Here is a 23,919-nt window from a genome sequence, read left to right as displayed (position 1 = left end):
TGAGGTCCTTGAGCACCAGTAGCGCCAGTGTTACCTTGAGGTCCTTGAGCACCAGTAGCGCCTGTGTTACCTTGAGGTCCTTGAGCACCAGTCGCGCCCGTGTTACCTTGAGCACCGGTAGCACCAGTAGCACCAGTCGCGCCCGTGTTACCTTGAGGTCCTTGAGCACCGGTAGCACCTTGAGCACCAGTAGCACCAGTCGCGCCTGTGTTACCTTGAGCACCAGTAGCACCAGTAGCACCCGTGTTACCTTGAACGCCCTGAGGCCCAGTAGCGCCAGTAGCACCTGTGTTACCTTGAACGCCTTGAGGCCCAGTAGCGCCAGTAGCACCTGTGTTACCTTGAGGTCCTTGAGCACCGGTAGCACCAGTAGCGCCTGTGTTACCTTGAGGTCCAGTAGCCCCAGTCGCACCTGCTGGCCCAGTAGGTCCAGTAGGTCCTTGGATAAATGAAGCAGAATTAACTAGAGCGGTTTGTAATGCTGCTATTAATTTAAGAAGCTCTTGAAGTGTGCAAGGGTCGATTCGGAATAATTTTGTAATGTATAGTAAATAATTAATTAGATTTTGAAGCTCGATAAATACAGCGCTTGCTACAAAAGTTGGATTTTTTAATATAGTTATTAAGTTTTTAATAATGGCTAACCCTTGTGCTTTCAGGGAGGAAGTAGCGTCTAGTGAGCAAATAAATTTACTTAGTAGGTTCAATGTATCGATTAGATCTTCAATATTTTGGGGAGATGGATTTGCGAAAAGTTTTGGGATTATTTTTGTTAAATCAATAATGATTGCGCGGAATGTTCTAAGTTGTACCTTAGTAACTGGGATTGATGGAGTATTTGGGATTCGTCCAGCGCTACTTGGAAAGCATGGTTTGGAGAATTTGTTCTGACTGTCGTTATAATGAGACATTAAATCTCTCCTTTCTAATGAGGATATGAACGAAACTCATCATAGTAGATGCAAAAATTAGTTAAATGGTCATAGTAAAATCGTTTGTTTAAAGAAAAAATAGAAAAAACGCCTTATGATAAGGCGTTTTTTCTATTTTCTGCGTATTGATAATATCGTTTTAGTGAAATTTTTGATTTAAACCCAGCTAGTTTTATAATTTCTGACTCTGGAGTTTCTTTTTTTATTAAGTTTAAAATATAGGTGTTACGAAAGTGTTGTCCTGAGATTCCTTTGCGTAAATTAGCTCTAGATACTTCAAGGCGAATCATTTTTTGGATAGCGATTTCTGTTAACCCTTTTGGTGCATCATTTTCGTAAACCCATCTGTATGTTCCGCGATTAAAATCAAACGCAATAAATAATGGATCGTTACTATGGTATTTTGGGCGAACGGGTTCAGGAATGCTTTTGTAATAAGTATAAAGTTGTTTTTTGTCATCGTTAGTTAATATAATTGTTCTTTCTACGCCTGCTGGTATAGATAATGTGTTCGTTTCAAAGTGGACGTGATGCATAGTTAATGCTGTAAGTTCCTGTAAGGATAATCCATAGTCGATTAGTAAATTTATAATAGCGATATTACGATCCATCAATAAAGGGCGTACAGGACGTTGCTTTTCTGAAAGTCCTTCTAATGAAGTGACTATATGCTTTAATCTTTTTTCTTCATCAGATGAAATGAAATCTTCATTGCGAAGTGTACGGTCTGGTTGAATAGAAATTTCCATGTTCTTTAATGGATTAGGGATGTTTAGAAAGTGATGCATTCTATTTAATACAATAAATACACGGTGCATCGTTTTCTCTGAGTAATGTCGATTCTTTTTTAAGTCGGAAAAGTAATCTTCGTAGTCTTTTGTACAAAGTGTAGCCCATATATTACTGGAAGGGAGCTTTTTGTTTTTTTCTAACCAATGTCCGAAATCTTCAATATCATAAACATAACGTTTAATGGTTGAAGGTTTTCGGCCTTTATTCAATAAAAAAATAGAAAAGGCTTGTATTGTATCATGGAATTCCGTTGTCTCCATAGTCCCACCACCTTCATTATTTCTTATATTATAGCAAACTTTTCTGAAAATAGTCATTTGCAAGGGAGGCAAGAATAATAATATTTGGTGAGTGGATAAAATGAGGTGATTGTATGGAACAATCGATGCGAAAGAAAAATAATAATCAAATTAACATTGTTTTAAATCATCGAAAGAAAATTTCTTTACCGGCCGCAGAAAATAAAACAGTAATTTCAAGTGAAACTACTACGAAACATGAGATGTTGCAAAGAATTGAAGAAGAGATGGGAAAGCTCGTTGGGATGGATGATATAAAAAAGATAATAAAAGAAATATATGCTTGGATTTATGTAAATAAAAAAAGACAAGAAATAGGGTTGAAGTCTGAGAAGCAAGTACTCCATATGTTGTTTAAAGGGAATCCAGGTACAGGGAAGACAACTGTTGCTAGAATGATAGGGAAATTGTTATTTGAGATGAATATTCTATCAAAAGGGCACTTAGTTGAAGCTGAACGTGCGGATCTTGTAGGAGAGTACATCGGTCATACAGCTCAAAAGACAAGAGATTTAATAAAAAAAGCAATGGGGGGAATTTTGTTTATTGATGAGGCTTATTCATTAGCCCGAGGGGGAGAAAAAGATTTTGGAAAAGAAGCAATTGATACGCTTGTAAAACATATGGAAGATAAACAACACGGTTTTGTATTGATTTTAGCTGGCTATTCAAGAGAGATGAATCACTTTCTTTCATTAAATCCAGGTCTGCAATCCCGTTTTCCATTTATAATTGAGTTTGCGGATTACTCAGTAAATCAGCTGTTAGAAATAGGGAAGAGGATGTATGAAGAACGTGAATACCAGTTATCGAAAGAGGCTGAATGGAAATTTAGAGATCATTTACATGCTGTAAAGTACTCGTCGCAAATTACATCGTTTAGTAATGGTAGATATGTACGGAATATTGTTGAAAAATCAATTCGTACACAGGCTATGCGGCTGTTGCAAGAGGATACGTATGATAAATATGATTTAATTGGGATATCAAGTATTGATTTGATGCTTGAAGAGGAGACGCACAGTACGTAAACTGTGCGTCTGTTTTTTGTATAAGTGCTGTTACTCTTTTTTTGCTTTTTCTTGATAAGATTTATGGAATCGTTCCATTTTAGCGCTTTTTTCGTGTGCAGAATTAGGATCGTGTCCAATTTGACCTACTGAGCTTTTTTGAGCACCTTTATTAACATGGTTTGTCATTTGTATTCACCTCGCTTTGAGGATTAGTATAAACATTATGTAAAGAAAAACTCGTTAGAAAAGAAAAACCTCTTTACGATTTGTAAAGAGGTTGGATTGCTATTTATGCATTGAACGTTCGTTTGTGTCGATGCGTCTATGCGGTAAATGCCATTTGTAATGAATAGAAATCATGCGGAAGCAAACAATTAAAATGAATAAGGTGTATAAAGCCCAATCGCTAACAATAATTTGAGCACCGATTAAGAAACCTGCTAGAATCGTCCAAAAAGCATATACATCAGCTCGAAGAACAAGAGGTTTTCTACGGGCTAAAAGATCGCGGATAATACCGCCGCCAATGCCAGTTAAAACGGCTGCTACGATTGTAGCGCTAATTGGTAAATTTAATTTCTGAGCGTACAATGCCCCTTGTACGGCAAATGCTGATAAACCGATAGCATCAGTGATGTTTTCCCACCTTTTCCAGTGTTTAATTAATTTATTTGGAAAAAGAAAAATGATCGTCATTGATAAAAGTGCGATTTGGAATAACATGTCTTGTTGCCAAAACGCGACGATCGGATAACCGATTAATAAATTACGAAGGGCACCTCCCCCAAATGCGGTTGCCATTCCTAAAATATACACTCCGAAAATATCATAATCCTCTTCCATTGCAACAATGGCTCCGCTTAGTGCGAAAGCAATTGTGCCTATGATGCTAAAAATCTCCCATGCCATGAATTTTCTCCCCCGCTAACTAGATGAAATGTGCTTCCTCTGCTATTATATTAGAAGGTTTAAATTTCGAAAAGGATGAGTGAACATATTTGATGGAAGAAAAAGAAAAAGTCATATTAGTGGGCTGTCAATTGCCGCAAGAAGATGATGAAAAGTTTATGCATTCCATGAAAGAGCTGGCATCGCTAGCGAAGACTGCACGTGCAGAATTGTTAGTGTCTACAACGCAAAAACGACCGAAGTTCCATCCGGCGACTTATATAGGTAAAGGTAAATTAGAAGAGCTTGCAATGTTAACAGAAGAATTAGAACCGGATGTTATCGTATTTAATAACGAATTAACGCCGAGTCAAATTCGGAATTTATCCTCAGTCTTAGATGCGAGGGTAATTGATCGAACGCAACTAATATTAGATATTTTTGCGCAACGTGCGAAGTCGAGGGAAGGTAAGCTTCAAGTAGAATTAGCTCAGTTGCAATATACAATGCCGCGTCTTATGGGGCAAGGATTGTCTTTATCACGTCTTGGTGGTGGTATTGGAACGAGAGGGCCGGGTGAGACGAAACTTGAGACGGATCGCCGTCATATTCGATCGCGGATTGATGAAATAAAGAAACAACTTGCAGTTGTTGTGGAACACCGAAAAAGATATCGTGAGAGAAGAAAAGATAATAAAGTATTTCAAGTTTCATTAATAGGATATACGAATGCGGGGAAATCAACACTGTTTAATAGATTAACGGAAGCTGATACGTTTGAAGAAAACTTGTTGTTTGCAACGCTAGACCCGACGACAAGGAAGATGCCGTTACCTACTGGTTATACAGTATTACTAACTGATACGGTTGGTTTTATACAAGATTTACCGACGTCATTAATTGCTGCTTTTCGTTCGACATTAGAAGAAGCTGGTGAAGCGGATGTTATTTTACATGTAGTTGATTCGGCAGATCCTAATTATGTAGGGCATGAGAAAACAGTCAAACAATTATTGTCAGAACTTGAAATTAATCATATTCCTATTATTACGTTATATAATAAAAAAGATGAATTACATCAAAACTTTATTCCGTTTCCGAAAAGTGACTTCTTAATGACTAGTGCTTTTGAACAAAGTGATTTATTACATATAAAAGAAGCGATAGAAACGAAAATGAAGGAAGAAATGAATCGTTATCAAGTGGAAATTCCACCGAGTGAAGGTAAGTTGTTAACGCTATTAAAGACGGAAACGCTATTAACAAAGATGGAGTTTTTGGAAGGTAAATTTGTATATGATTGCGTAGGGTATATTTTTGCTCATTCATCGCTTAATGTGCAATTAAAGAGATTTTTAGTGGAAGAAGGAGAAAATAAAAATGTTTGATCGTTTGAGAAATGGAGAAAAAATTGCTCCAATCGTAAAAGAAGTAGAGAGTCAGATTACAGAAGTACATAAACGTGCGGATGAAGTAATTGAAAGTAATCAGTTTCGTGTATTAGAAAGTTTTCGGAAACATAAAATTAGCGATTCACATTTTATTCCGACGACAGGTTACGGTTATGATGATATTGGCCGTGATACGTTAGAAAAAGTGTACGCGGATGTATTTGGAGCGGAAGCTGGTCTTGTTCGTCCGCAAATTATTTCAGGTACTCATGCTATTTCTACAGCTTTATTCGGTATTTTACGTCCAGGAGATGAGTTATTGTACATCACTGGCAAGCCGTATGATACGTTAGAAGAAATCGTTGGTGTACGCGGAAAAGGTGTAGGCTCATTTAAAGAATATAATATTGGTTATAATGCAGTTCCGCTTACTGAAGAGGGGCTTGTTGATTTTGGAGCTGTTGCGGCTGCAATTCATAATAATACGAAGATGATTGGTATTCAGCGCTCAAAAGGTTATGCTACTCGTCCGTCGTTTACTATTTCTCAAATTAAAGAGATGATAGCATTCGTTAAAGAAATTAAACCGGATGTTGTTGTGTTTGTAGATAACTGTTATGGTGAGTTTATTGAAGAGCAAGAGCCATGTCATGTTGGTGCAGATCTAATGGCAGGTTCGCTTATTAAGAACCCTGGCGGTGGAATTGTTAAAACTGGTGGTTACATTGTTGGTAAAGAACAGTATGTTGAAGCGTGTGCATATCGTTTAACATCTCCGGGAATCGGTGCGGAAGCAGGGGCATCTTTATACAGTCTGCAAGAAATGTATCAAGGTTTCTTCTTAGCGCCGCATGTAGCGGGACAAGCGCTAAAAGGTGCGATTTTTACAGCTGCATTTTTAGAGAAGTTAGGAATGAATACATCACCAGCATGGAATGCACCAAGAACAGATTTAATTCAGTCTGTTCAATTTGATGATAAAGATCGTATGATTGCATTCTGCCAAGCGATTCAATATGCATCTCCGATTAATTCTCACTTCACTCCATATGCCAACTATATGCCGGGATATGAAGATGATGTAATTATGGCTGCGGGAACGTTTATTCAAGGTGCAAGTATTGAATTGTCAGCTGATGGTCCAATTCGTCCGCCTTATGTTGCTTACGTGCAAGGTGGGTTAACTTATTCACATGTGAAGATTGCGATTTGTTCTGCAATTGATGCGTTAATTGAAAAAGAATTATTAACAATTTCTTAAGGGGGAGCTGTCGATTTCGACAGCTTTTTTCGTGTGAAAGTAATGATTTATTTCATTAGAAAAAAGAATGAAAAAAATTATAAAAAAATCATGTAAGAAAAGCTAACATCTATTGACACTAAACATAACATAGTATAAAATGAGAAGCAGTTAAGGCGAAGGAGGAACTGAAACAATGAAAGAAGATAGACGTTCTGCCCCGCTGTTTCCTATTGGTATTGTTATGGATTTAACACAATTATCTGCACGTCAAATTCGCTACTATGAAGAGCATAATCTTGTTTCTCCAACCCGTACAAAGGGGAATCGTAGATTATTTTCATTTAACGATGTAGATAAGTTGTTAGAGATTAAAGATTTATTAGATCAAGGCTTGAATATGGCTGGTATTAAACAAGTGTTACTAATGAAAGTAAATCAAACAGAAACAGTGAAAGTAAAAGAAGAAACGAAAGAAATTTCAAAAACTGAGCTTCGCAAAATACTTCGAGATGAACTACAACATACAGGTAGATTTAATCGAACTTCATTGCGACAAGGTGACATTTCAAGGTTTTTTCACTAAAGATAACTGATTCTGAAGGTGTTTAGAGGGACTAAGGAGGAATTTATAATGGCTAGGTACACAAGAGAAGATATTTTCCGTTTGGCGAAAGAAGAGAATGTAAAGTATATCCGCTTACAATTTACGGACCTTTTAGGAGTAATTAAAAACGTAGAAATTCCAGTGAGCCAATTAACAAAAGCTCTTGATAACAAAATGATGTTTGATGGATCTTCTATTGAAGGTTTCGTACGTATTGAAGAATCTGATATGTACTTATTTCCGGATTTAGATACTTGGGTAATTTTCCCTTGGACAGCTGAAAAAGGAAAAGTAGCTCGATTAATCTGTGATATTTACAATGCAGATGGCACTCCATTTGATGGCGATCCACGTAACAACTTGAAGCGTGTATTAAAAGAAATGGAAGCATTAGGATTCTCAGATTTCAATCTTGGACCAGAGCCAGAATTCTTCCTATTTAAAGTAGATGAAAAAGGAAATCCAACATTAGAATTAAACGATAACGGTGGATACTTCGACCTTGCGCCGATGGATCTAGGGGAAAACTGTCGTCGTGATATCGTTCTTGAACTTGAAGAAATGGGCTTTGAAATTGAAGCGTCTCACCATGAGGTTGCTCCAGGACAACACGAAATTGACTTTAAATATGCAAATGCAATTCGCTCATGTGATGACATTCAAACATTCAAACTTGTTGTAAAAACAATTGCTCGTAAACACGGTTTACACGCAACATTTATGCCAAAACCATTATACGGTGTGAACGGTTCAGGTATGCACTGTAATTTATCGCTATTCAAAAATGGTGAGAATGTATTCTTCGATCAAAACGGTGATTTACAATTAAGTGATGATGCTCGTCACTTCATCGCAGGTATTTTAAAACACGCACCAGCATTTACAGCGGTAGCAAACCCAACTGTAAACTCTTACAAGCGTTTAGTACCTGGATACGAAGCACCTTGTTACGTAGCATGGTCTGCACAAAACCGTAGCCCATTAGTACGTATCCCTGCATCTCGTGGTATTAGTACACGCGTAGAAGTACGTAGTGTTGACCCAGCTGCAAACCCATATTTAGTAATGGCTACATTATTAGCAGCAGGTCTTGATGGAATTAAAAACAAATTAACTCCACCAGCTGCAGTAGACCGTAACATCTATGTAATGACAAAAGAAGAGCGCGAAGAAGCAGGCATCGTTGACTTACCAGCAACATTAGCGCAAGCATTAATTACATTGCAAACGAATGAAGTAGTATGTGGTGCACTAGGTGACCATTTACTTGAGCACTTCATCGAAGCGAAAGAGATTGAGTGGGACATCTTCCGTACGCAAGTTCACCAATGGGAACGCGATCAATATATGTCTCTATACTAAGAGGCTCAAACCCTTGACACATAACGTGTTGAGGGTTTTTTTATTTATCGGGTATTTTTTAGGATAAAAAGCCTTGTTGAAATACGTTTAAATACAAAGAAAAACCCCTTGATACTGCAGTAATAGGGGGGGTTCGTCATTTATCTACAGTGAATTATGAAGAATATTGTCGTAATTTTTGAGCTGAAATTAAGAAGTGATTAAACAAAAATAAATTGTATTGACTCGTTCTATATAAAGAACTAAAATGACAGTAATTAGGGAATTTTGTATATTCGAAAAATAAAAATAATAATCTTGTTTTTGTTTTTTATGGAATGTTCAACTGAAATCTCATTGGTATTAGAATGAGGGGGAGAAGTAATGAATAAGGAAATAAATTTGAAAAATCTATTCACTGTAATATGGAAACGGGTGTGGATACTACTATTGTTTACGACTCTCACAACGGTAGGAGGAGCCATGTATAGTATGTATATGAAAACACCTTTGTATGCTTCTTCCGCAAGGGTAATTGTTCAAGCTAATGCTGAAACGATGAATACATTGAAAGCAATGGTAAATGAGCCTGTAATATTAGAAAAAGTAGCTGCTGAATTGAATATAAACAGATCAGCAGGTGCATTAAGTGGACAAATAAGTACGGAAAGTGTACAAGGCTCTCAGATTATGAGGATAAATGTAGTGGATATGGATCCTGTACTTGCACATAAAATTGCAAATACTACAGCTGCTGTTTATAAGCAGGAAGTAGCGAATATACTGAATTTTAATAATGTGAGCATATTACCAGAGGATCCAGTTCAAAAATATTCTATGCCTATAAATATAAATCACTTTAAGACGATACTAATTGCATTCACGTTAGGTATGGTGCTCAGTATCGGTTTTATTTTTTTATTGGATTCACTGGATGAGAGAATCAAATCAGAACGACGAATTGAACAATTGTTAGATATCCCTGTTTTGGGAGGAATTTCTAAAATGAATAAAAAGAATATGAGAGATAAATTTAGTGGGAAAAATACAGTGTCATTGGGGGAGGGAACGGAGTGGCATACAAAAATAGACGAAAAACAAATGAAGTTAAAGGAAAAAGTATAATTGCGTATACCGCTCCAAGATCGAAAATTTCGGAGCAGTATCGTTCGGTTCGAACAAACATTCAATTATCTTCGTCTATTCATAAAATCAGAACGATAGTGATTACTTCTCCGAGGTACGGTGAAGGGAAATCAACGATTACAGTAAATTTAGCAGTCTCAATAGCGCAAAAAGGTGAAAAAGTATTGGTAATAGATGCGAATTTACGAACACCAACGATTCATGAAATGTTAGGAGTAGAAAATACAATTGGTTTAACTGATATATTGAACGGAAAAACAAATTTGTTGGGTGCTGTAAAAAAAACAGAGATGGAAAGTCTGGACGTATTAACTAGCGGTCCAGTGCCATTCAATCCGTCAGAAGTACTTAGTTCAGAGGCAATGGATACGTTGATTCAAAAGGCGATGGAACGGTATGACATCATATTATTTGACTCTTCCCCTGTATTAGAAGTAACAGATACGAGCGTATTAGCTGATAAGTGTGAAGGCGTACTTTTGGTGATCCGGTATAATCGCACTGTGAACGAAGATGCACTTGAAACAAAAAGAGCACTAAGTTTTACGAAAAGTAGAATATTGGGTGCGATTTTGAATGGGAAAGTATAAAGGCTATTTTTAAATTAAACTTTTGTATGTGGAATTGTTCGTTATAAAGAAAAAACAATGGAATTGTGATGTGGTGATGTCTCCTGACCGTTATCAATGGAGGCACTCGATTATGCTGTGGGTTGTGAAAACAACCTTAGATGCCAGTCGTCAAAAGTGTAATGTGAGGGAGGGTTAGATGCCCATGTTTTATTAAAGGTTCTAACTATGTGTTTTTAATAAAGAGAATATAGTTAGAAACTTTAAGTTTGAAAGAGTTAAGTAAGGAATTGATTAAAGGAGGAAGTTATATGACGTATCGCCGGAGGATATCGTTATTGCTTTTAATGGATTCACTGATAGTATTAACTGCTATTTTTTTTAGTTATTTTTTTGTAAATGCTAGCTTCAGTGTTATCACTTTATCATCAGTTATTAGCTCGATCACTTTATTAGTTAGCCATCATTTGTTTGCTTTTATTTATAAGTTGTATAAAAAGGCTTTGGAATATGCAAGTATAGGAGAAATGCTAATTATATGCAAGGTTGTTACATTTTCTATATTTACTACAGCGGCTGTGCAGCAACTAATCATGGGGAAAATGTATTTTCGATTGTTAGTTGTTACTTGGATGATTCATATTTTATTAATAGGTGGTTCTCGCTTTATTTGGAGAATGTACAGAGATATTTATTATGTAAAAAAAGGCGATAAGAAAAGAACGTTAATTGTTGGTGCTGGATCCGCTGGGACAATGGTTGCGAGACAGTTGTTGAAGAATAGTGCTACGGAATTAATGCCAGTCGCGTTTATTGATGATAATGTCAAAAAACATAATCTTGATATCTGGGGGATTCCGGTAATTGGTGGTATGAACCAAATTGATTACGCTATTAAAAAACTGAATATTGAAATTATTATTTTAGCAATTCCTTCGTTAAACAAAAAAGATAGAAATATTATTTTAAAAGATTGTTTAAAAACAAATGTGAAAACGCAAATTCTTCCAATGTTAGAAGACTTAGTAACAGGTAAAGTTTCAGTGAATGAATTCAGGGATGTTCAAGTAGAAGATTTATTAGGGCGTGATCCTGTAGAGCTAGATGTGGATATCATTTCAGATTATATAACTGATAAAGTTATTTTAGTTACTGGTGCAGGTGGATCGATAGGCTCAGAAATTTGTAGACAAGTTGCGAAATTTAAGCCGGAAAAATTAATTTTATTAGGGCATGGAGAAAACAGTATATATTCAATAGAAATGGAATTAAATGAAAAACATAATGATAGGAAAGGTGTTTTCATTCCAGAAATCGCAGATATTCAAGATGAAAAGAAGATGCATGTAATCATGAATAAACATCTTCCTCATGTTGTGTATCATGCTGCTGCACATAAACATGTACCATTGATGGAAAATAATCCTGAAGAGGCAGTTAAAAATAATTTGATTGGGACTATGAATATAGCAGAGGCGGCAAGAACACATGGAGTAGGAACGTTTGTTATGATTTCGTCGGATAAAGCAGTGAATCCAACGAGTGTTATGGGAGCGACAAAGAAATTAGCTGAGATGGTAATACAACATAAAGATAAAATAAGTCATACAAAGTTTGTTACTGTACGATTTGGGAATGTCTTAGGAAGTAGAGGTAGTGTTATCCCGTTATTTAAGAAGCAGATTCAAAAAGGGGGACCAGTTACAGTTACTCACCCAGATATGGTTCGTTATTTTATGACTATTCCAGAGGCATCAAGACTTGTAGTGCAAGCTGGTGCGTTAGCAAAAGGTGGAGAAATTTTTGTGCTCGATATGGGAGAACCAGTTAAAATAGTGGATCTTGCTAAAAACCTCATTCGATTATCAGGAAACTCCGTGGATGAAATAGGAATAGAATTTACGGGTATACGCCCAGGAGAAAAACTATTTGAAGAATTACTAAAAGAAGATGAAATGAATGAGAAACAAGTCCACCCGAGAATTTATGTAGGGCAAGAAATGAATGTTCGTATAGAAGAGATAGAAAAACTTATTTCGGAATATTCAGTACTAAATGAATTAGAATTAAGAAAGAAATTGTTACATTTAGTGAATCAGCGTAAAACTTTAAAACTATTAATACCAGTATCAGGTTAAAGGGAAAAATTTATAATAAGACGGGTGTGCGTGGGATGGTGTCTAAAAAAGTTCTGTTTTGTGCAACTGTGGATTATCATTTTAAAGCTTTTCATTTACCGTATTTGAAATGGTTTGCAGACCAAGGTTGGGAAGTACATGTTGCAGCGAATGGGAATATAGATCTTCCGTACGTAACTCAAAAATATAATATTCCTATTCAAAGATCACCTCTTAGCATACAAAACCTTCATGCATATAAAAAACTAAAATCAATTATTCATCAAAATAAATATAAAATCGTTCATTGTCATACACCTATGGGAGGCGTAATTGCTCGAATAGCTGCCCGGAAAGTACGAAGGGAAGGGACAAAGGTAATATATACGGCGCATGGATTTCACTTTTGTAAAGGATCGCCGTTTATAAATTGGCTTTTATACTATCCAATTGAAAGGAGTTTAGCTACTACTACAGATTGTCTTATAACAATTAATGAAGAAGATTACAATTTAGCAGTTAAACATCGTTTTCAAGCTAAAGATATTAAACTCGTTCATGGTGTAGGGGTAGATATAGAACGATATATTCCTGTTACTGAAAGAGAAAAGGAGAACCTAAGACATAAAAATGGTTATAAGTCTAAAGATTTTTTAATGTTTTATGCAGCTGAATTTAACAAGAATAAAAATCAAAGCTACTTAATTCGATTATTGGAAAAGTTGAAAAATGAAATCCCACATGCGAAGCTATTATTGGCTGGCGAGGGACCTTTAATGCAGGAGTGCAAAAAAATAGCGACTCAACTAGGTGTGAGTAGTATGGTGCACTTTCTTGGTTATAGAAATGATATAGCCCATTTGCTACAGATGTGTGATCTAGCTGTTGCATCGAGTTACCGGGAAGGTTTACCAGTTAATATTATGGAAGCTATGGCCTGTGGGCTTCCGGTTATCGCTACAAGTAACAGAGGGCATAGGGAGTTAATTATTAATAATAAAAATGGTTGGACTATAGATCAAGATGACATAAAGGCGATGGCTAAAAGAATACAGTCTATTGCTAAAAATACTAAATTACAAGCACAGCTTGGGCAGTATGGACGTACTATTATTTTGAGTGAATATTCAGTTAATGAAGTGTTGAAAGAGAAACAAGAAATTTATACAACATATATGGATGAAATGGAGGATTTAAATTGGGCACTCCATTAAGAGTATTACATGTAGTCGTAAATATGAATAGAGGCGGAGCCGAAACTTTAATTATGAATTTGTATCGTAATATAGACCGCTCAAAAGTACAATTTGATTTTTTAACTTGTAAAGAGGGGATATTTGATGAAGAGATAGTAAAGTTAGGTGGGAAAGTTCATAGAATTCCATACGTTACAGATGTTGGTCATAGAGGTTATATAAAGGCACTAGATACTTTCTTTAGCAATCATCCGCAGTATAAAATCGTTCATTCACATATGGATAAAATGAGCGGTTTTGTACTTCGTTCAGCTAAAAAAGCAAGAGTGCCAGTTAGGATTGCGCATAGTCATAGTACAAGCAGTGAGGGTGGCGCTATAGCAAATATATATAAAAGGTATGCAGGAGCATTTATTATGTCGTGTGCTACACATTTTTTAGCATGTTCAGTAGCTGCAGCGCAATGGTTGTTTGCCAATAGAGAAAGTACAACAAAAATATTAAAAAATGGAATTGAATGTGATGAATTTACATTTAATCCAGACATTAGAGAGCAGGTAAGAAAAGAACTCAAACTTAACGGGGATGTTTTTGTGATTGGACATGTGGGAAGATTTGCATATCCAAAAAATCATACTTTTTTAATTGATATTTTTGCTCAATTAATAGAATATAGGCCGAACTCTATTCTTCTATTAGTTGGAGATGGACCGCTTCGATTAGAAATGGAGAAAAAAGTAGAGAAACTGAATCTAACAGATAAAGTAAAATTTTTAGGAATACGTAGTGATATTAATCGTTTATTACAAGCATTTGATGCATTTGTATTTCCATCTATTTATGAAGGTTTGCCAGTTACTCTTATTGAAGCACAAGGGGCGGGTTTGCCATGTATTATATCGGACACTATTACACAAGATGTGGATTTGGGGTTGAATTTAGTTGAACAGTGTTCTTTGTTAGATAAAAGAAATTGGTTAGGTCCATTACAAATTATTGCGGACAAGCAAGTATCGCGAAGTGTGGCGCAATATGTATTAGCTGAAAAAGGATACGATATAAAAAATATTACTGGGGTTACCCAAAAATTTTATGTAGAAGTATCGAGGTGAGCATATTGAAAAAGCTAACGATTTTTACCCCTACATATAATCGAGCATATTGTCTTCAGGGGTGTTATGAAAGTTTGAAGCGGCAAACGTGTAAAGATTTTATATGGTTAATTATAGATGATGGGTCTGATGATTATACAAAGGAGTTAGTGCATTCGTGGATTTCTGAAGATTGCATAAGTATAAGGTATTATTGGCAAGTAAATCAAGGGATGCATGGTGCTCATAACACAGCTTACGAGATGATTGATACTGAACTTAATGTGTGCATTGATTCAGATGACTCAATGCCTAGCGATGCCGTAGAGAAAATCATTTCGTTTTGGGATGAAAATGGAAGTGACCAAGTAAGTGGAATCATTGCTCTTGATTTATATAAAGATGGGACAGTAATTGGTTCAAAGCTACCATTAAATCTTAACCGTTCCACACTGTTTAATCTTTACAATAAACATGGTGTAACTGGAGATAAGAAATTGGTATATCGTACAGAACTAACTAGGAAGTATCCTTATCCAGTTTTTAAAAATGAAAAGTATGTAGGTTTGGCATATAAATACTATATGCTGGATCAGAAATATGAGATGTTACTCATGAACGAAGCACTTTGTTATGTTGAATATATGCCTGATGGTTCTTCGATGAATATGTTAAGTCAGTATCGTAAAAATCCAAAAGGTTTTGCTTTTTATCGTAAGGAACTGATGAAGCTACCATTTGCAAATAGGCTATTTAAATATAGACAAGCTGTACATTATGTCTCAAGTAGCTTTATAGCGAAAAATAAAAAATTTATAAAAGAGTCACCATGCAAAGTGCTTACCCTTTGCGCAGTGCCATTTGGGGTTATTCTATATAGTTACATTACATTGAAAACAAGAATAAAAGTAAATATATAGGGATTTACTTAGGATTGATAAGAGGGAAGAATAATGACTATACTTTGGATGAATTTCTTTATAGTGTTCATACTAGCGTTTTTTGCACGGTATTTTGCTATGCCAGTAACTTCAGAAATGGTGATGTTAAAACCGAATCGACTATTGATTTTAATGGCCACGACATCTCTTGTACTAGTATCTGGTTTTAGAAATAATATTGGTGATACGTATTTTTATATGCATGCTTTTACAGTTACTGATTTTAATTGGGATTATATTCAAAGTAGTAAGGATGTTGGATTTAGTATTTTGCAAATGATTTTAAAGGCATATACGAATGATCCGCAAGTTTTGATTTTGATAACAGCTCTAATAACAAATATATTAATAGTAGCAGTTCTATATAAATATTCAAGAATGATTGAACTAAGTTTATATGTGTATATCGCATCCGGCATGTATTTAGTGTCAATGAATGGAGTAAGACAGTATTTAACTGCAGCGATTATTTTTACTGCTACAAAATATATTTTAGATGGGAATTGGAAGAGATATTTTTTGATCGTACTATTTGCTTCTACTTTTCATCAAAGCGCCCTTGTATTAATTCCTATTTATTTTGTAGTCCGAAGAAAAGCATGGTCGACAATAACATTTATACTACTCTTTATTGCGGTACTTATAGTAATAGGGTTTAATCAGTTTGCAGAAATTTTCTTTGCAACTATAGGGGATACACAATATGGTCACTATAAGGATTTTCAAGAAGGAGGAGCTAATATTCTTCGGGTTGCTGTGGATGCAATACCGCTCATTCTCGCTTATGTTGGAAGACATAAATTAAGAGAGATCTTTCCGGAAAGTGATTATATCGTAAATATGGCATTGTTAGGTCTAGTATTTATGATTATTTCAACTCAAAATTGGATTTTTGCAAGATTCTCCATATATTTTGGGTTATATCACTTGATATTGATATCGTGGGTTATAAAGTTATTTATAGAAAAGGATCAAAAGTTAATTTACTATGCAGTAATATTATGTTATTTTGTTTACTTTGTATATGAACATATTATTACTTTAGGAATAGTTTATAAGAGTAGTTTCTGGGGATAAAATATATATTTGAAAATCGTTCTTAGATGGGAGTAATTTTCAATGTTTAAACAAGAACGACCAAAAAGAGTGCTACATATCGTTAGTGCGATGGACCGAGGTGGCGCTGAGGCCTTATTAATGAATGTATATAGGAATATAGATAGAGAAATGGTGCAATTTGATTTTGTTTCTCATAAAAGTGAAGAAAGTGATTATGATAAGGAAATCATTGCGTTAGGTGGGAAAATACACCGAATATCTAGCTTAGGACAGCTAGGCCCTCTCTCATACATTAAAGAGCTTGTTAAGGTAATGTATGATAATCAATATGTGGCGGCCCATGCACATACTGATTATCAGGGGGGGATTGTGGCTATTGCTGCTAAAATAGCTGGTATAAAAATAAGGATTTGTCATTCACATAGTAATAATTGGCCGATGGGATCGGGGATAAAAGGGAAAGTTTTATTGAGTTTTTTACGAACAGTTATTACTTATGCGGGAACAAATTATTGTGCGTGCAGTGTAGAATCTGCACGTTTTTTATTTCAAAAAAACATTGATAATTCAAAGGTAAAGATAATGAAAAATGCAATAGATATTAATCAATTTGTTAATGTAAATATACAGGATGATAATACAGTAAGGAATGAATTCAATATACCAGTTGAACAGAAAGTTATTGGTCATATTGGGCGTTTTTCTGAATCTAAAAATCATATATTTATATTGAAAGTTTTCAATGAGGTATTAAAATATGATCCTAATTTTATGCTTGTTTTAGTAGGAGATGGCCCGTTAAAGAAATCTATTGAGCTAGAATCCAAAAGACTAGGTATCTATGAAAAAGTTAGATTTTTAGGAGTAAGAAAAGATATCCCAAGAATTATAAGGATGTTTGATGTTTTTCTTTTTCCGTCACTTTTTGAAGGATTTGGAATTGTTGCATTAGAAGCACAGTGTGCAGGTGTTCCGTGTGTAGTGGCAAATACAATAACTAAAAATGTTGATATGGGATTAGGGATAATATCATTTGTTAGCTTAGATGAAAATCTTAAAATATGGTCTGAAGAAATTCAAAGGGTTTTGGAAAAAGAAAAATTAAATACAGAAATAATAGCTGATACGATCTCGAAGCTCGGTTTTGATATAAAGAGTAATATTCCAGAGTGGTTATTATTATATGGATTAGAGTATAGGGAATCATAGTTAAATGTAATTACTTTCATAAGAATAAAACTAGTAAAATAAATCAGATGAGGGAGTAAGAAATGAAAAAGAAAAAAATTCTCATTACATCATTTGATATGGCAATTGGAGGAGTAGAAAGAAGTTTAATTGGTTTATTGAATACAATCGACTATAGCAAATATGATGTAGATTTAATGTTATTTAAACATGAGGGAGAGTTTCTTTTTTTATTACCTAAACTGCCTAATTTGTTAAAGGAAGTAAAACAATATACTACTTTTAGAAAATCGATTAAACAAATATTGCAAGAAGGGCAAATTACAATTGGAATGACAAGGACTTTAGGGAAAATTTTAGGAGATGTGCATGGGAGATATGTGAAAAGTGCAGAGGTGGGATATTTCGTTATTCAGTATGGATGGAGAATAACTTTACCATTTATACCGAAACTGGAAGAGGAGTATGATGTAGCAATTAGTTTTTTATGGCCCCATTATTTTGTTGGAGATAAAGTTCGAGCGAAACGAAAGATTGGTTGGATTCATACAGATTATTCAAATATAAATCTTAATGCAAACATGGAGTATAAAATGTGGAGCAAAATGGATAACATCGTAGCAGTTTCAGAAGGATGTCGAGATTCATTTCTTAGTGTTTTACCAAATGTAAATAAAAATGTTGAAATTATAGAAAATATATTATCTCCTGAATTTGTACGTGAGCAAGCACACAGGGAAGATGTTATGAAAGAACTACAGATGAAATCAGGAAAAATAAAGCTTGTTACTGTAGGGCGGTTATCATATGCAAAAGGAATAGACGTTGCTATGCATGCCTTAAGAAAGTTGTTAGACGAGGGATATGATATTGAATGGTATGTAGTTGGGTATGGAGCACAAGAAGTGGAACTTAGAAAGTTATTAGTTGAACTTAATCTGGAAAAACATTTCTTTTTATTAGGTAAAAAGACAAATCCCTATCCATATATAAAAGCATGTGATATATATGTGCAGCCATCAAGGTATGAGGGGAAAGCTGTAACAGTTCGTGAAGCGCAAATCATCGGGAAGCCAGTACTTATTACTAATTTTTCAACTGCTAAAAGTCAGGTGCAGGATGGAATTGATGGATTAATAACTGAGATGGGAATAAACGGATTAGTTAATGGGATTAAGAGACTTATTGAAGATAAAGAGTTAAGGGAAGCGCTGGTAGAAAATACTCTTAAAGGTGAGTATGGAAATCGTAATGAAATTAATAAATTATATGCATTACTTTCGTAAAGGGAAAATTAGTAAATGATTTGTTAATGTTTTGAGCTCAATAAAAACACTTTAGGGTAGTGATAGTTATGAAGAAAAAAATTTTATTCGTTATAGATTCGCTACAAAGTGGAGGAGCTGAAAAAAGTTTGGTTTCTTTACTTTCTTTATTTGATTATACGAAATATGAAGTCGATTTGTTAATGTTTTCTGCTAGTGGATTGTATTTACCATTACTTCCAAAACAGGTAAACGTTTTAGAAGTACCGACAATTATTAAAAGACAGGCTGAGAAATTTAATTATTTAATTAAACATAAATACTTTAAAGAGTTATTTCTTAGAGTTGGGGCTTCTATATCTCTTAGAAATCCATACATAAATAAAAAATTACATGCAGCTCAAGTAGTTTGGAGATGGGTATCTAAAGGGATGGATAATTTAAAGATGGAATATGATGTTGCCATAGCTTATAGTCAAGGAATGCCAACATATTTTGTGGCAAATAAGGTTTATGCATGCAAAAAAATTGCTTGGGTGAATACGGATTATAGGTTAGCTGCATATAATAAAGATTTTGATTTGAACTATTATGAGAAATTTAATGAAATAGTAGCTGTGTCCGACGTTTGCAAGGAAGTATTGATTCAAGAAATTCCTAAAATAGAGTCCAAAATTCAAGTTGTCTATGATATTATATCGCCGACGTTAATTAAATCGATGGCAAATGAGAGTAAAGGATTTATTGATCAGTTTGAGGGATTACGAATATTAACGGTTGGTAGGTTAGTGTATGAAAAAGGGTATGAATTGGCCATAGAAGCTTGTTATAAATTAAAGCAAAAAGGGTATAGATTTAAGTGGTATGTAATTGGAGAAGGAAATCTTCAAAGTGAAATCGAGGATAGGATAAGTAAATATAATTTGCACGATACTTTTATATTATTAGGTACTTACAAGAATCCCTATCCCTTTATAAAACAAAGTGATATATATGTACAACCTTCTAGATATGAAGGATATGGCTTGGCGATAGCAGAGGCTAGAATATTTCAAAAGCCTATAGTGGTAACCGATTTCGTTACAGTTCATAATCAAATCAAACATAGAGAGAATGGTTTAATAGTGAAGATGGATTCGGAAGCAATATATGAAGGAGTGAAAGAAATTATAGAAAACGGTTTGCTAAAAAAACGGCTATGTGAAAATTTAAAGAAAGAAAGGGTTGGAACAGAAGAGGAAATTGAGAAGATATATGCTTCTTTCAATTGAAGTATTTTATAAAGAGAAAGAATTGGGGGAACTATGAAAAAGAAAATACTTTTTATGGTTATAAATATGAATATAGGTGGTACGGAGAAGGCTTTATTAAATATGGTAACAGAAATCCCAAAAGACAAATATGAAGTGACAATTTTAATGTTAGAGAAAAAAGGAGATTTTTTAAATTTTATTCCAAAGGGGGTTCGTATTGAGTATGTAAAGGATTACGAGGAAATGCAATATATATTAAATAAACCATCACAATTAGTTATAGCGGATCTTATAAAACAACGAAAAATTGTAAAAGCCCTGCAACTGGCAGTGTTGTATGTAATCTCTAAGATTATGAAAGAACGGAGTGTTATTTTAAAATATTGTTTACAAAATTATGAAGACGTTTATAGAAATTATGATATTGCTATAGCTTATGCTGGGCCAATGGATTTTATTAGTTACTTTGTGGCAAATAAAATAGAGGCTAGACAAAAGATTCAATGGATCCATTTCGATATTGAAAAGATATATTTTAATAAACATTTTGTTAACAAAGTATATAAAAAGTTTCAACATGTTTTTGTAGTTTCAGATTTAGGAAAGATGAAACTTACTCAAACTGTCCCAGAATTGATAAATAAGACAGAAACTTTTTTAAATATTATTTCACCTGAAATGATATGTAAGATGGCAAATGAAGGAATTGGGTTTGCGGATGATTTTGAGGGAGTAAGAATCCTTACTGTTGGTAGATTGAGTATAGAGAAGGGACAAGATTTAACAATATCTGTGTTAGCTAAGCTTAAAGAAGCTGGCTACAATGTTAAATGGTATTGTATAGGAGATGGAAAGGAAAGAGGGATGTATGAAAAACTTGTGAAAAATTACGATGTTCAACGTGATTATATATTTTTAGGAGCAGTTTCGAATCCCTATCCATTTATGAAACAATGTGATATATATGTACAACCGTCTCGACATGAGGGGTACTGTATAACACTTGCAGAAGCCAGATGTTTTAATAATCCAATTATTAGTACAAATTTTACAGGAGCAAGTGAACAGATAATTCATAACCACAATGGATTAATCGTTCAATTTGACGAGCAGCAAATGTATGATTCTATTGTACAAATATTAAGTAATAAATCGCTGGAAGGACGGTTGAGAAAAAATATAGAAAAGGAAGTGGTAGATACGAGAGAAGAGTTAAAAAAGTTATATAAAATTGCCAATTCTAATATGTAACTTGTTTGAGAAGGTATTATTATCGTATTACAGAAATATGGGCGGTTCGCTATTATAAATTATGTTTTTTGTGAAAACATCTTTGGGAGGATGTTTTTTTATTTTGTTATAAAATTTTTAGGTGGTCGAAGGAGACAGTTATGAAGAGAGTGCTATTTATGGTAAGTAGTATGAATATAGGTGGTGTAGAAAAATCACTTCTTTCTTTGTTATCTGTAATACCAAAAGAAAAGTATGATGTTACGGTATTGATGCTGGAGAAGCGAGGGGGATTTTTAAAACAATTACCAAGTTGGGTAAAGATAGAAGAAGTTGCTTGGTTTGAAAATATAAAACCTAAAATTATGCAACCACCCAAGAAAACGATTAAAGAGTACTTTGAAAATACAAGATATATTAAGGGGGTAAACTTTTTACTTACTTATGTAGTATCAAAAAAATTAAAGGATAGATATGTTTTCTATAAAGAGATTTTTAAAGACATTCCGTATAACAAGAATAAATATGATATTGCAATAGCATATCAAGGGCCTACTGACATAATTGATTATTATATAGTTAATAGAGTAACTTCAGAAAAGAAAATTTCTTGGATACATTTTGATGTTTTTCAACATAAAATTAATACAAAATTATATGAGAAATTATATGATCAAATGGATAATATATATGTAGTTTCTCAAGAAGCACAAAAACATTTAATAGAGAAGTTTCCTCAAGTAGAAAGTAAGGCGAGTGTCTTTTTAAATATTGTACTTCCAGATTTAATAAATGAAATGGCAAAAGAAAAAGTAGAATTTGACAATGGATATAAAGGTATAAAGATAGTAACAGTAGGTAGACTTTCAAAAGAAAAAGGTCAAGACCTTGCAATTAAAGTTTTATCAATGCTACGTAAAGAGGGATACGAAGTACGATGGTACTGTATTGGGGAAGGAGAGAATAGAGAGTATTATGAGACATTAATATGTAAGTATAATTTGAAACAGGATTTTCTATTATTAGGATCGGCAATTAATCCGTATCCATATGTAAATCAATCAGATATATATGTTCAAACCTCTAGGCATGAAGGGTATTGTCTTACGTTAGCTGAGGCAAAATGCCTAAAAAAGCCTATTGTTACGACTAATTTTACAGGCGCAAATGAGCAAATAAAAGATGGATATAATGGTTTTGTTGCTGAATGTAATGAGGAGAGTCTATATAACAAGATTAAATATCTTTTGGATCAACAAAGAGTGCGCGAAGAGGTAACGACTAATTTGTTAAAAGAGGAATTTAACAAATTAGAAAAGGTAAATAGTTTTCTAAGTTAATTGCAAAGGAAAGGGTGCAATTATGAATCCTAAAATTAGTATTATTGTTCCCGTTTATAAAGTTGAGCAGTATATACATAAATGTATTGATTCTATATTAAAACAAACGTTCAAAGAGTTTGAGCTGATACTTGTTAATGATGGATCTCCTGATAGTTGTGGTGAGATTTGTGATAGATATGCGAATCAAGATAGCCGAATTAAAGTAATCCATAAGGAAAATGGTGGATTATCTTCTGCAAGAAATGCTGGATTAGACATAGCGCAGGGAGATTATATAGGATTTGTTGATAGTGACGATTGGATAGAAGCGGATATGTATGAATTGTTGTATGGCATGTGCGTAGAACAGGATTGTGATATAGCTATTTGTAGTAGTGAAATTCATTACAATGATAAAACGGTAATTTCAAGCAGCCATCCGTTTGTAATTCATGATAGATATAGCGCGATGAAAGCGATGCTAGAAGGGGATTTGTATGATGAAGTTGTTTGGACTAAACTTTTCAAAAGACAGTTATTAGAGGATATTAAATTTCCGATAGGTATGTCATATGAAGATACAGCATTTACGTATAAAGTTATTCATAAGTGTAAAAAAGTATGTTTCATAGGAGAACCTAAATATCATTATATAAAGCGTGATAATAGTATGATGGATCAGGCTATAAAAGAGATTAAAATTGATTCAGTCTTAATTTATGATGAAATGTGTAAATTTATGGAGCGATATTATAAGGAGTTATATAACCTAGTTATATTAAAACTAGGAAATTGTTCGATGGTAGTTTTAAATTTAATATCAGTGAGTGGAAGACTTAATGAGCATAAGAGTAAATATTATAAGGTTATTGGTATATTGAATCGTTATTTTTATAAAACAATGCGTTTAAAAGAGTATGGGAAAAGTGTAAAGTTTTTATTATTGGCGACTAAGCTACATCCATTATTGTATAAATTTTTAATTAATAATTTTGCGGAAAGGGGACATATATGAAGAAGTCTTTGTTGAAATTATATT

22 protein-coding genes are annotated in these 23,919 nt (G+C 34.1%); 18 read left to right on the top strand and 4 right to left on the bottom strand.

Annotation, left to right across the window (positions count from 1 at the left end; translation table 11 throughout):
* Nucleotides 1-911: collagen-like repeat preface domain-containing protein (locus tag F8162_RS06460; RefSeq protein ID WP_151869324.1), on the bottom strand; the 911-nt coding region annotated here is incomplete at its 3' end.
* A 113-nt stretch (nucleotides 912-1,024) separates the two neighbouring features.
* Nucleotides 1,025-1,984, bottom strand: coding sequence for a tyrosine-type recombinase/integrase (locus tag F8162_RS06455; RefSeq protein ID WP_151869323.1), 960 nt, complete (start codon nucleotides 1,982-1,984; stop codon nucleotides 1,025-1,027).
* 113 nt (nucleotides 1,985-2,097) lie between these two features.
* Here F8162_RS06455 and spoVK point away from each other — a divergent pair, with 113 nt between their 5' ends.
* A complete protein-coding gene (gene spoVK / locus F8162_RS06450) occupies nucleotides 2,098-3,054 on the top strand; it encodes a stage V sporulation protein K (RefSeq protein ID WP_151633999.1) in 957 nt (318 codons plus the stop codon).
* A gap of 30 nt (nucleotides 3,055-3,084) precedes the next feature.
* Here the strand turns inward: spoVK and F8162_RS28695 are convergent, their stop codons facing one another.
* Nucleotides 3,085-3,222 (bottom strand): hypothetical protein, encoded by a 138-nt coding sequence (locus F8162_RS28695; RefSeq protein ID WP_016086714.1) that lies wholly within the window; start codon nucleotides 3,220-3,222, stop codon nucleotides 3,085-3,087.
* Between the two features lie 99 nt (nucleotides 3,223-3,321).
* Complete coding sequence (locus F8162_RS06445) at nucleotides 3,322-3,945, bottom strand: trimeric intracellular cation channel family protein (RefSeq protein ID WP_151634001.1); 624 nt, start codon at nucleotides 3,943-3,945, stop codon at nucleotides 3,322-3,324.
* Between the two features lie 92 nt (nucleotides 3,946-4,037).
* Here F8162_RS06445 and hflX point away from each other — a divergent pair, with 92 nt between their 5' ends.
* The 17 genes from hflX (at nucleotide 4,038) to F8162_RS06360 (ending at nucleotide 23,895) form a co-directional block, all read left to right on the top strand.
* Nucleotides 4,038-5,312 (top strand): GTPase HflX, encoded by a 1,275-nt coding sequence (gene hflX, locus F8162_RS06440; protein WP_151635385.1) that lies wholly within the window; start codon nucleotides 4,038-4,040, stop codon nucleotides 5,310-5,312.
* Nucleotides 5,305-6,576, top strand: coding sequence for an aminotransferase class I/II-fold pyridoxal phosphate-dependent enzyme (locus F8162_RS06435; protein ID WP_151634003.1), 1,272 nt, complete (start codon nucleotides 5,305-5,307; stop codon nucleotides 6,574-6,576). Before hflX ends, F8162_RS06435 begins: the two co-directional genes overlap by 8 nt.
* A gap of 175 nt (nucleotides 6,577-6,751) precedes the next feature.
* Entirely contained in the window at nucleotides 6,752-7,141 is a 390-nt protein-coding gene (gene glnR, locus F8162_RS06430) for a transcriptional repressor GlnR (RefSeq protein ID WP_000656785.1), read from the top strand.
* A 48-nt stretch (nucleotides 7,142-7,189) separates the two neighbouring features.
* Nucleotides 7,190-8,524, top strand: a complete 1,335-nt coding sequence (gene glnA, locus F8162_RS06425) for a type I glutamate--ammonia ligase (RefSeq protein ID WP_151634005.1) — start codon at nucleotides 7,190-7,192, stop codon at nucleotides 8,522-8,524.
* A 363-nt stretch (nucleotides 8,525-8,887) separates the two neighbouring features.
* A complete protein-coding gene (locus tag F8162_RS06420; protein WP_151634007.1) occupies nucleotides 8,888-9,628 on the top strand; it encodes a YveK family protein in 741 nt (246 codons plus the stop codon).
* Nucleotides 9,577-10,239, top strand: a complete 663-nt coding sequence (locus F8162_RS06415) for a CpsD/CapB family tyrosine-protein kinase (protein ID WP_151634010.1) — start codon at nucleotides 9,577-9,579, stop codon at nucleotides 10,237-10,239. Before F8162_RS06420 ends, F8162_RS06415 begins: the two co-directional genes overlap by 52 nt.
* A gap of 290 nt (nucleotides 10,240-10,529) precedes the next feature.
* The gene (locus tag F8162_RS06410; RefSeq protein WP_151634012.1) at nucleotides 10,530-12,356 is read left to right on the top strand and encodes a polysaccharide biosynthesis protein; all 1,827 of its coding nucleotides are present in this window, start codon (nucleotides 10,530-10,532) and stop codon (nucleotides 12,354-12,356) included.
* Nucleotides 12,357-12,391: 35 nt separating this feature from the next.
* Nucleotides 12,392-13,549 carry a glycosyltransferase family 4 protein gene (locus F8162_RS06405; RefSeq protein ID WP_151634014.1) on the top strand — a complete coding sequence of 386 codons (1,158 nt, stop codon included), beginning with the start codon at nucleotides 12,392-12,394 and terminating at the stop codon, nucleotides 13,547-13,549.
* Nucleotides 13,534-14,643 (top strand): glycosyltransferase family 1 protein, encoded by a 1,110-nt coding sequence (locus F8162_RS06400; protein WP_151634016.1) that lies wholly within the window; start codon nucleotides 13,534-13,536, stop codon nucleotides 14,641-14,643. The genes F8162_RS06405 and F8162_RS06400 overlap by 16 nt, the downstream gene beginning before the upstream one ends.
* A 5-nt stretch (nucleotides 14,644-14,648) precedes the next feature.
* The gene (locus tag F8162_RS06395) at nucleotides 14,649-15,542 is read left to right on the top strand and encodes a glycosyltransferase family 2 protein (RefSeq protein ID WP_151634018.1); all 894 of its coding nucleotides are present in this window, start codon (nucleotides 14,649-14,651) and stop codon (nucleotides 15,540-15,542) included.
* 33 nt (nucleotides 15,543-15,575) lie between these two features.
* A complete protein-coding gene (locus F8162_RS06390; RefSeq protein WP_061677953.1) occupies nucleotides 15,576-16,640 on the top strand; it encodes an EpsG family protein in 1,065 nt (354 codons plus the stop codon).
* A 42-nt stretch (nucleotides 16,641-16,682) separates the two neighbouring features.
* A complete protein-coding gene (locus F8162_RS06385) occupies nucleotides 16,683-17,831 on the top strand; it encodes a glycosyltransferase family 1 protein (RefSeq protein WP_151634021.1) in 1,149 nt (382 codons plus the stop codon).
* A gap of 62 nt (nucleotides 17,832-17,893) precedes the next feature.
* Nucleotides 17,894-19,096 (top strand): glycosyltransferase, encoded by a 1,203-nt coding sequence (locus F8162_RS06380; protein WP_151634023.1) that lies wholly within the window; start codon nucleotides 17,894-17,896, stop codon nucleotides 19,094-19,096.
* Between the two features lie 68 nt (nucleotides 19,097-19,164).
* Entirely contained in the window at nucleotides 19,165-20,346 is a 1,182-nt protein-coding gene (locus F8162_RS06375; protein ID WP_151634025.1) for a glycosyltransferase, read from the top strand.
* A 33-nt stretch (nucleotides 20,347-20,379) separates the two neighbouring features.
* Entirely contained in the window at nucleotides 20,380-21,579 is a 1,200-nt protein-coding gene (locus F8162_RS06370) for a glycosyltransferase (protein WP_151634027.1), read from the top strand.
* Between the two features lie 140 nt (nucleotides 21,580-21,719).
* A complete protein-coding gene (locus F8162_RS06365) occupies nucleotides 21,720-22,898 on the top strand; it encodes a glycosyltransferase (protein WP_151634029.1) in 1,179 nt (392 codons plus the stop codon).
* 22 nt (nucleotides 22,899-22,920) lie between these two features.
* On the top strand, nucleotides 22,921-23,895 hold the full coding sequence (locus F8162_RS06360) for a glycosyltransferase (protein ID WP_151634031.1): 975 nt from the start codon (nucleotides 22,921-22,923) through the stop codon (nucleotides 23,893-23,895).
* Nucleotides 23,896-23,919 lie beyond the last annotated feature (24 nt).

It is taken from the genome of Bacillus sp. CH140a_4T (genome assembly GCF_008923725.1).
In the GTDB taxonomy this organism is placed as follows: Bacteria; Bacillota; Bacilli; order Bacillales; family Bacillaceae_G; genus Bacillus_A.
This window is presented reverse-complemented; position numbering and strand designations above follow the sequence as displayed.

Coding starts and splice junctions, on each gene's coding strand:
- F8162_RS06380 (WP_151634023.1), top strand. CDS start 17,894: ATGAAAAAGAAAAAAATTCTCATTACATCATTTGATATGGCAATTGGA.
- hflX (WP_151635385.1), top strand. CDS start 4,038: ATGGAAGAAAAAGAAAAAGTCATATTAGTGGGCTGTCAATTGCCGCAA.
- F8162_RS06455 (WP_151869323.1), bottom strand. CDS start 1,984: ATGGAGACAACGGAATTCCATGATACAATACAAGCCTTTTCTATTTTT.
- F8162_RS06375 (WP_151634025.1), top strand. CDS start 19,165: ATGAAGAAAAAAATTTTATTCGTTATAGATTCGCTACAAAGTGGAGGA.
- F8162_RS28695 (WP_016086714.1), bottom strand. CDS start 3,222: ATGACAAACCATGTTAATAAAGGTGCTCAAAAAAGCTCAGTAGGTCAA.
- F8162_RS06410 (WP_151634012.1), top strand. CDS start 10,530: ATGACGTATCGCCGGAGGATATCGTTATTGCTTTTAATGGATTCACTG.
- F8162_RS06435 (WP_151634003.1), top strand. CDS start 5,305: ATGTTTGATCGTTTGAGAAATGGAGAAAAAATTGCTCCAATCGTAAAA.
- F8162_RS06370 (WP_151634027.1), top strand. CDS start 20,380: ATGAAAAAGAAAATACTTTTTATGGTTATAAATATGAATATAGGTGGT.
- F8162_RS06420 (WP_151634007.1), top strand. CDS start 8,888: ATGAATAAGGAAATAAATTTGAAAAATCTATTCACTGTAATATGGAAA.
- F8162_RS06390 (WP_061677953.1), top strand. CDS start 15,576: ATGACTATACTTTGGATGAATTTCTTTATAGTGTTCATACTAGCGTTT.
- glnR (WP_000656785.1), top strand. CDS start 6,752: ATGAAAGAAGATAGACGTTCTGCCCCGCTGTTTCCTATTGGTATTGTT.
- F8162_RS06445 (WP_151634001.1), bottom strand. CDS start 3,945: ATGGCATGGGAGATTTTTAGCATCATAGGCACAATTGCTTTCGCACTA.
- F8162_RS06365 (WP_151634029.1), top strand. CDS start 21,720: ATGAAGAGAGTGCTATTTATGGTAAGTAGTATGAATATAGGTGGTGTA.
- F8162_RS06405 (WP_151634014.1), top strand. CDS start 12,392: ATGGTGTCTAAAAAAGTTCTGTTTTGTGCAACTGTGGATTATCATTTT.
- F8162_RS06385 (WP_151634021.1), top strand. CDS start 16,683: ATGTTTAAACAAGAACGACCAAAAAGAGTGCTACATATCGTTAGTGCG.
- glnA (WP_151634005.1), top strand. CDS start 7,190: ATGGCTAGGTACACAAGAGAAGATATTTTCCGTTTGGCGAAAGAAGAG.
- F8162_RS06360 (WP_151634031.1), top strand. CDS start 22,921: ATGAATCCTAAAATTAGTATTATTGTTCCCGTTTATAAAGTTGAGCAG.
- spoVK (WP_151633999.1), top strand. CDS start 2,098: ATGGAACAATCGATGCGAAAGAAAAATAATAATCAAATTAACATTGTT.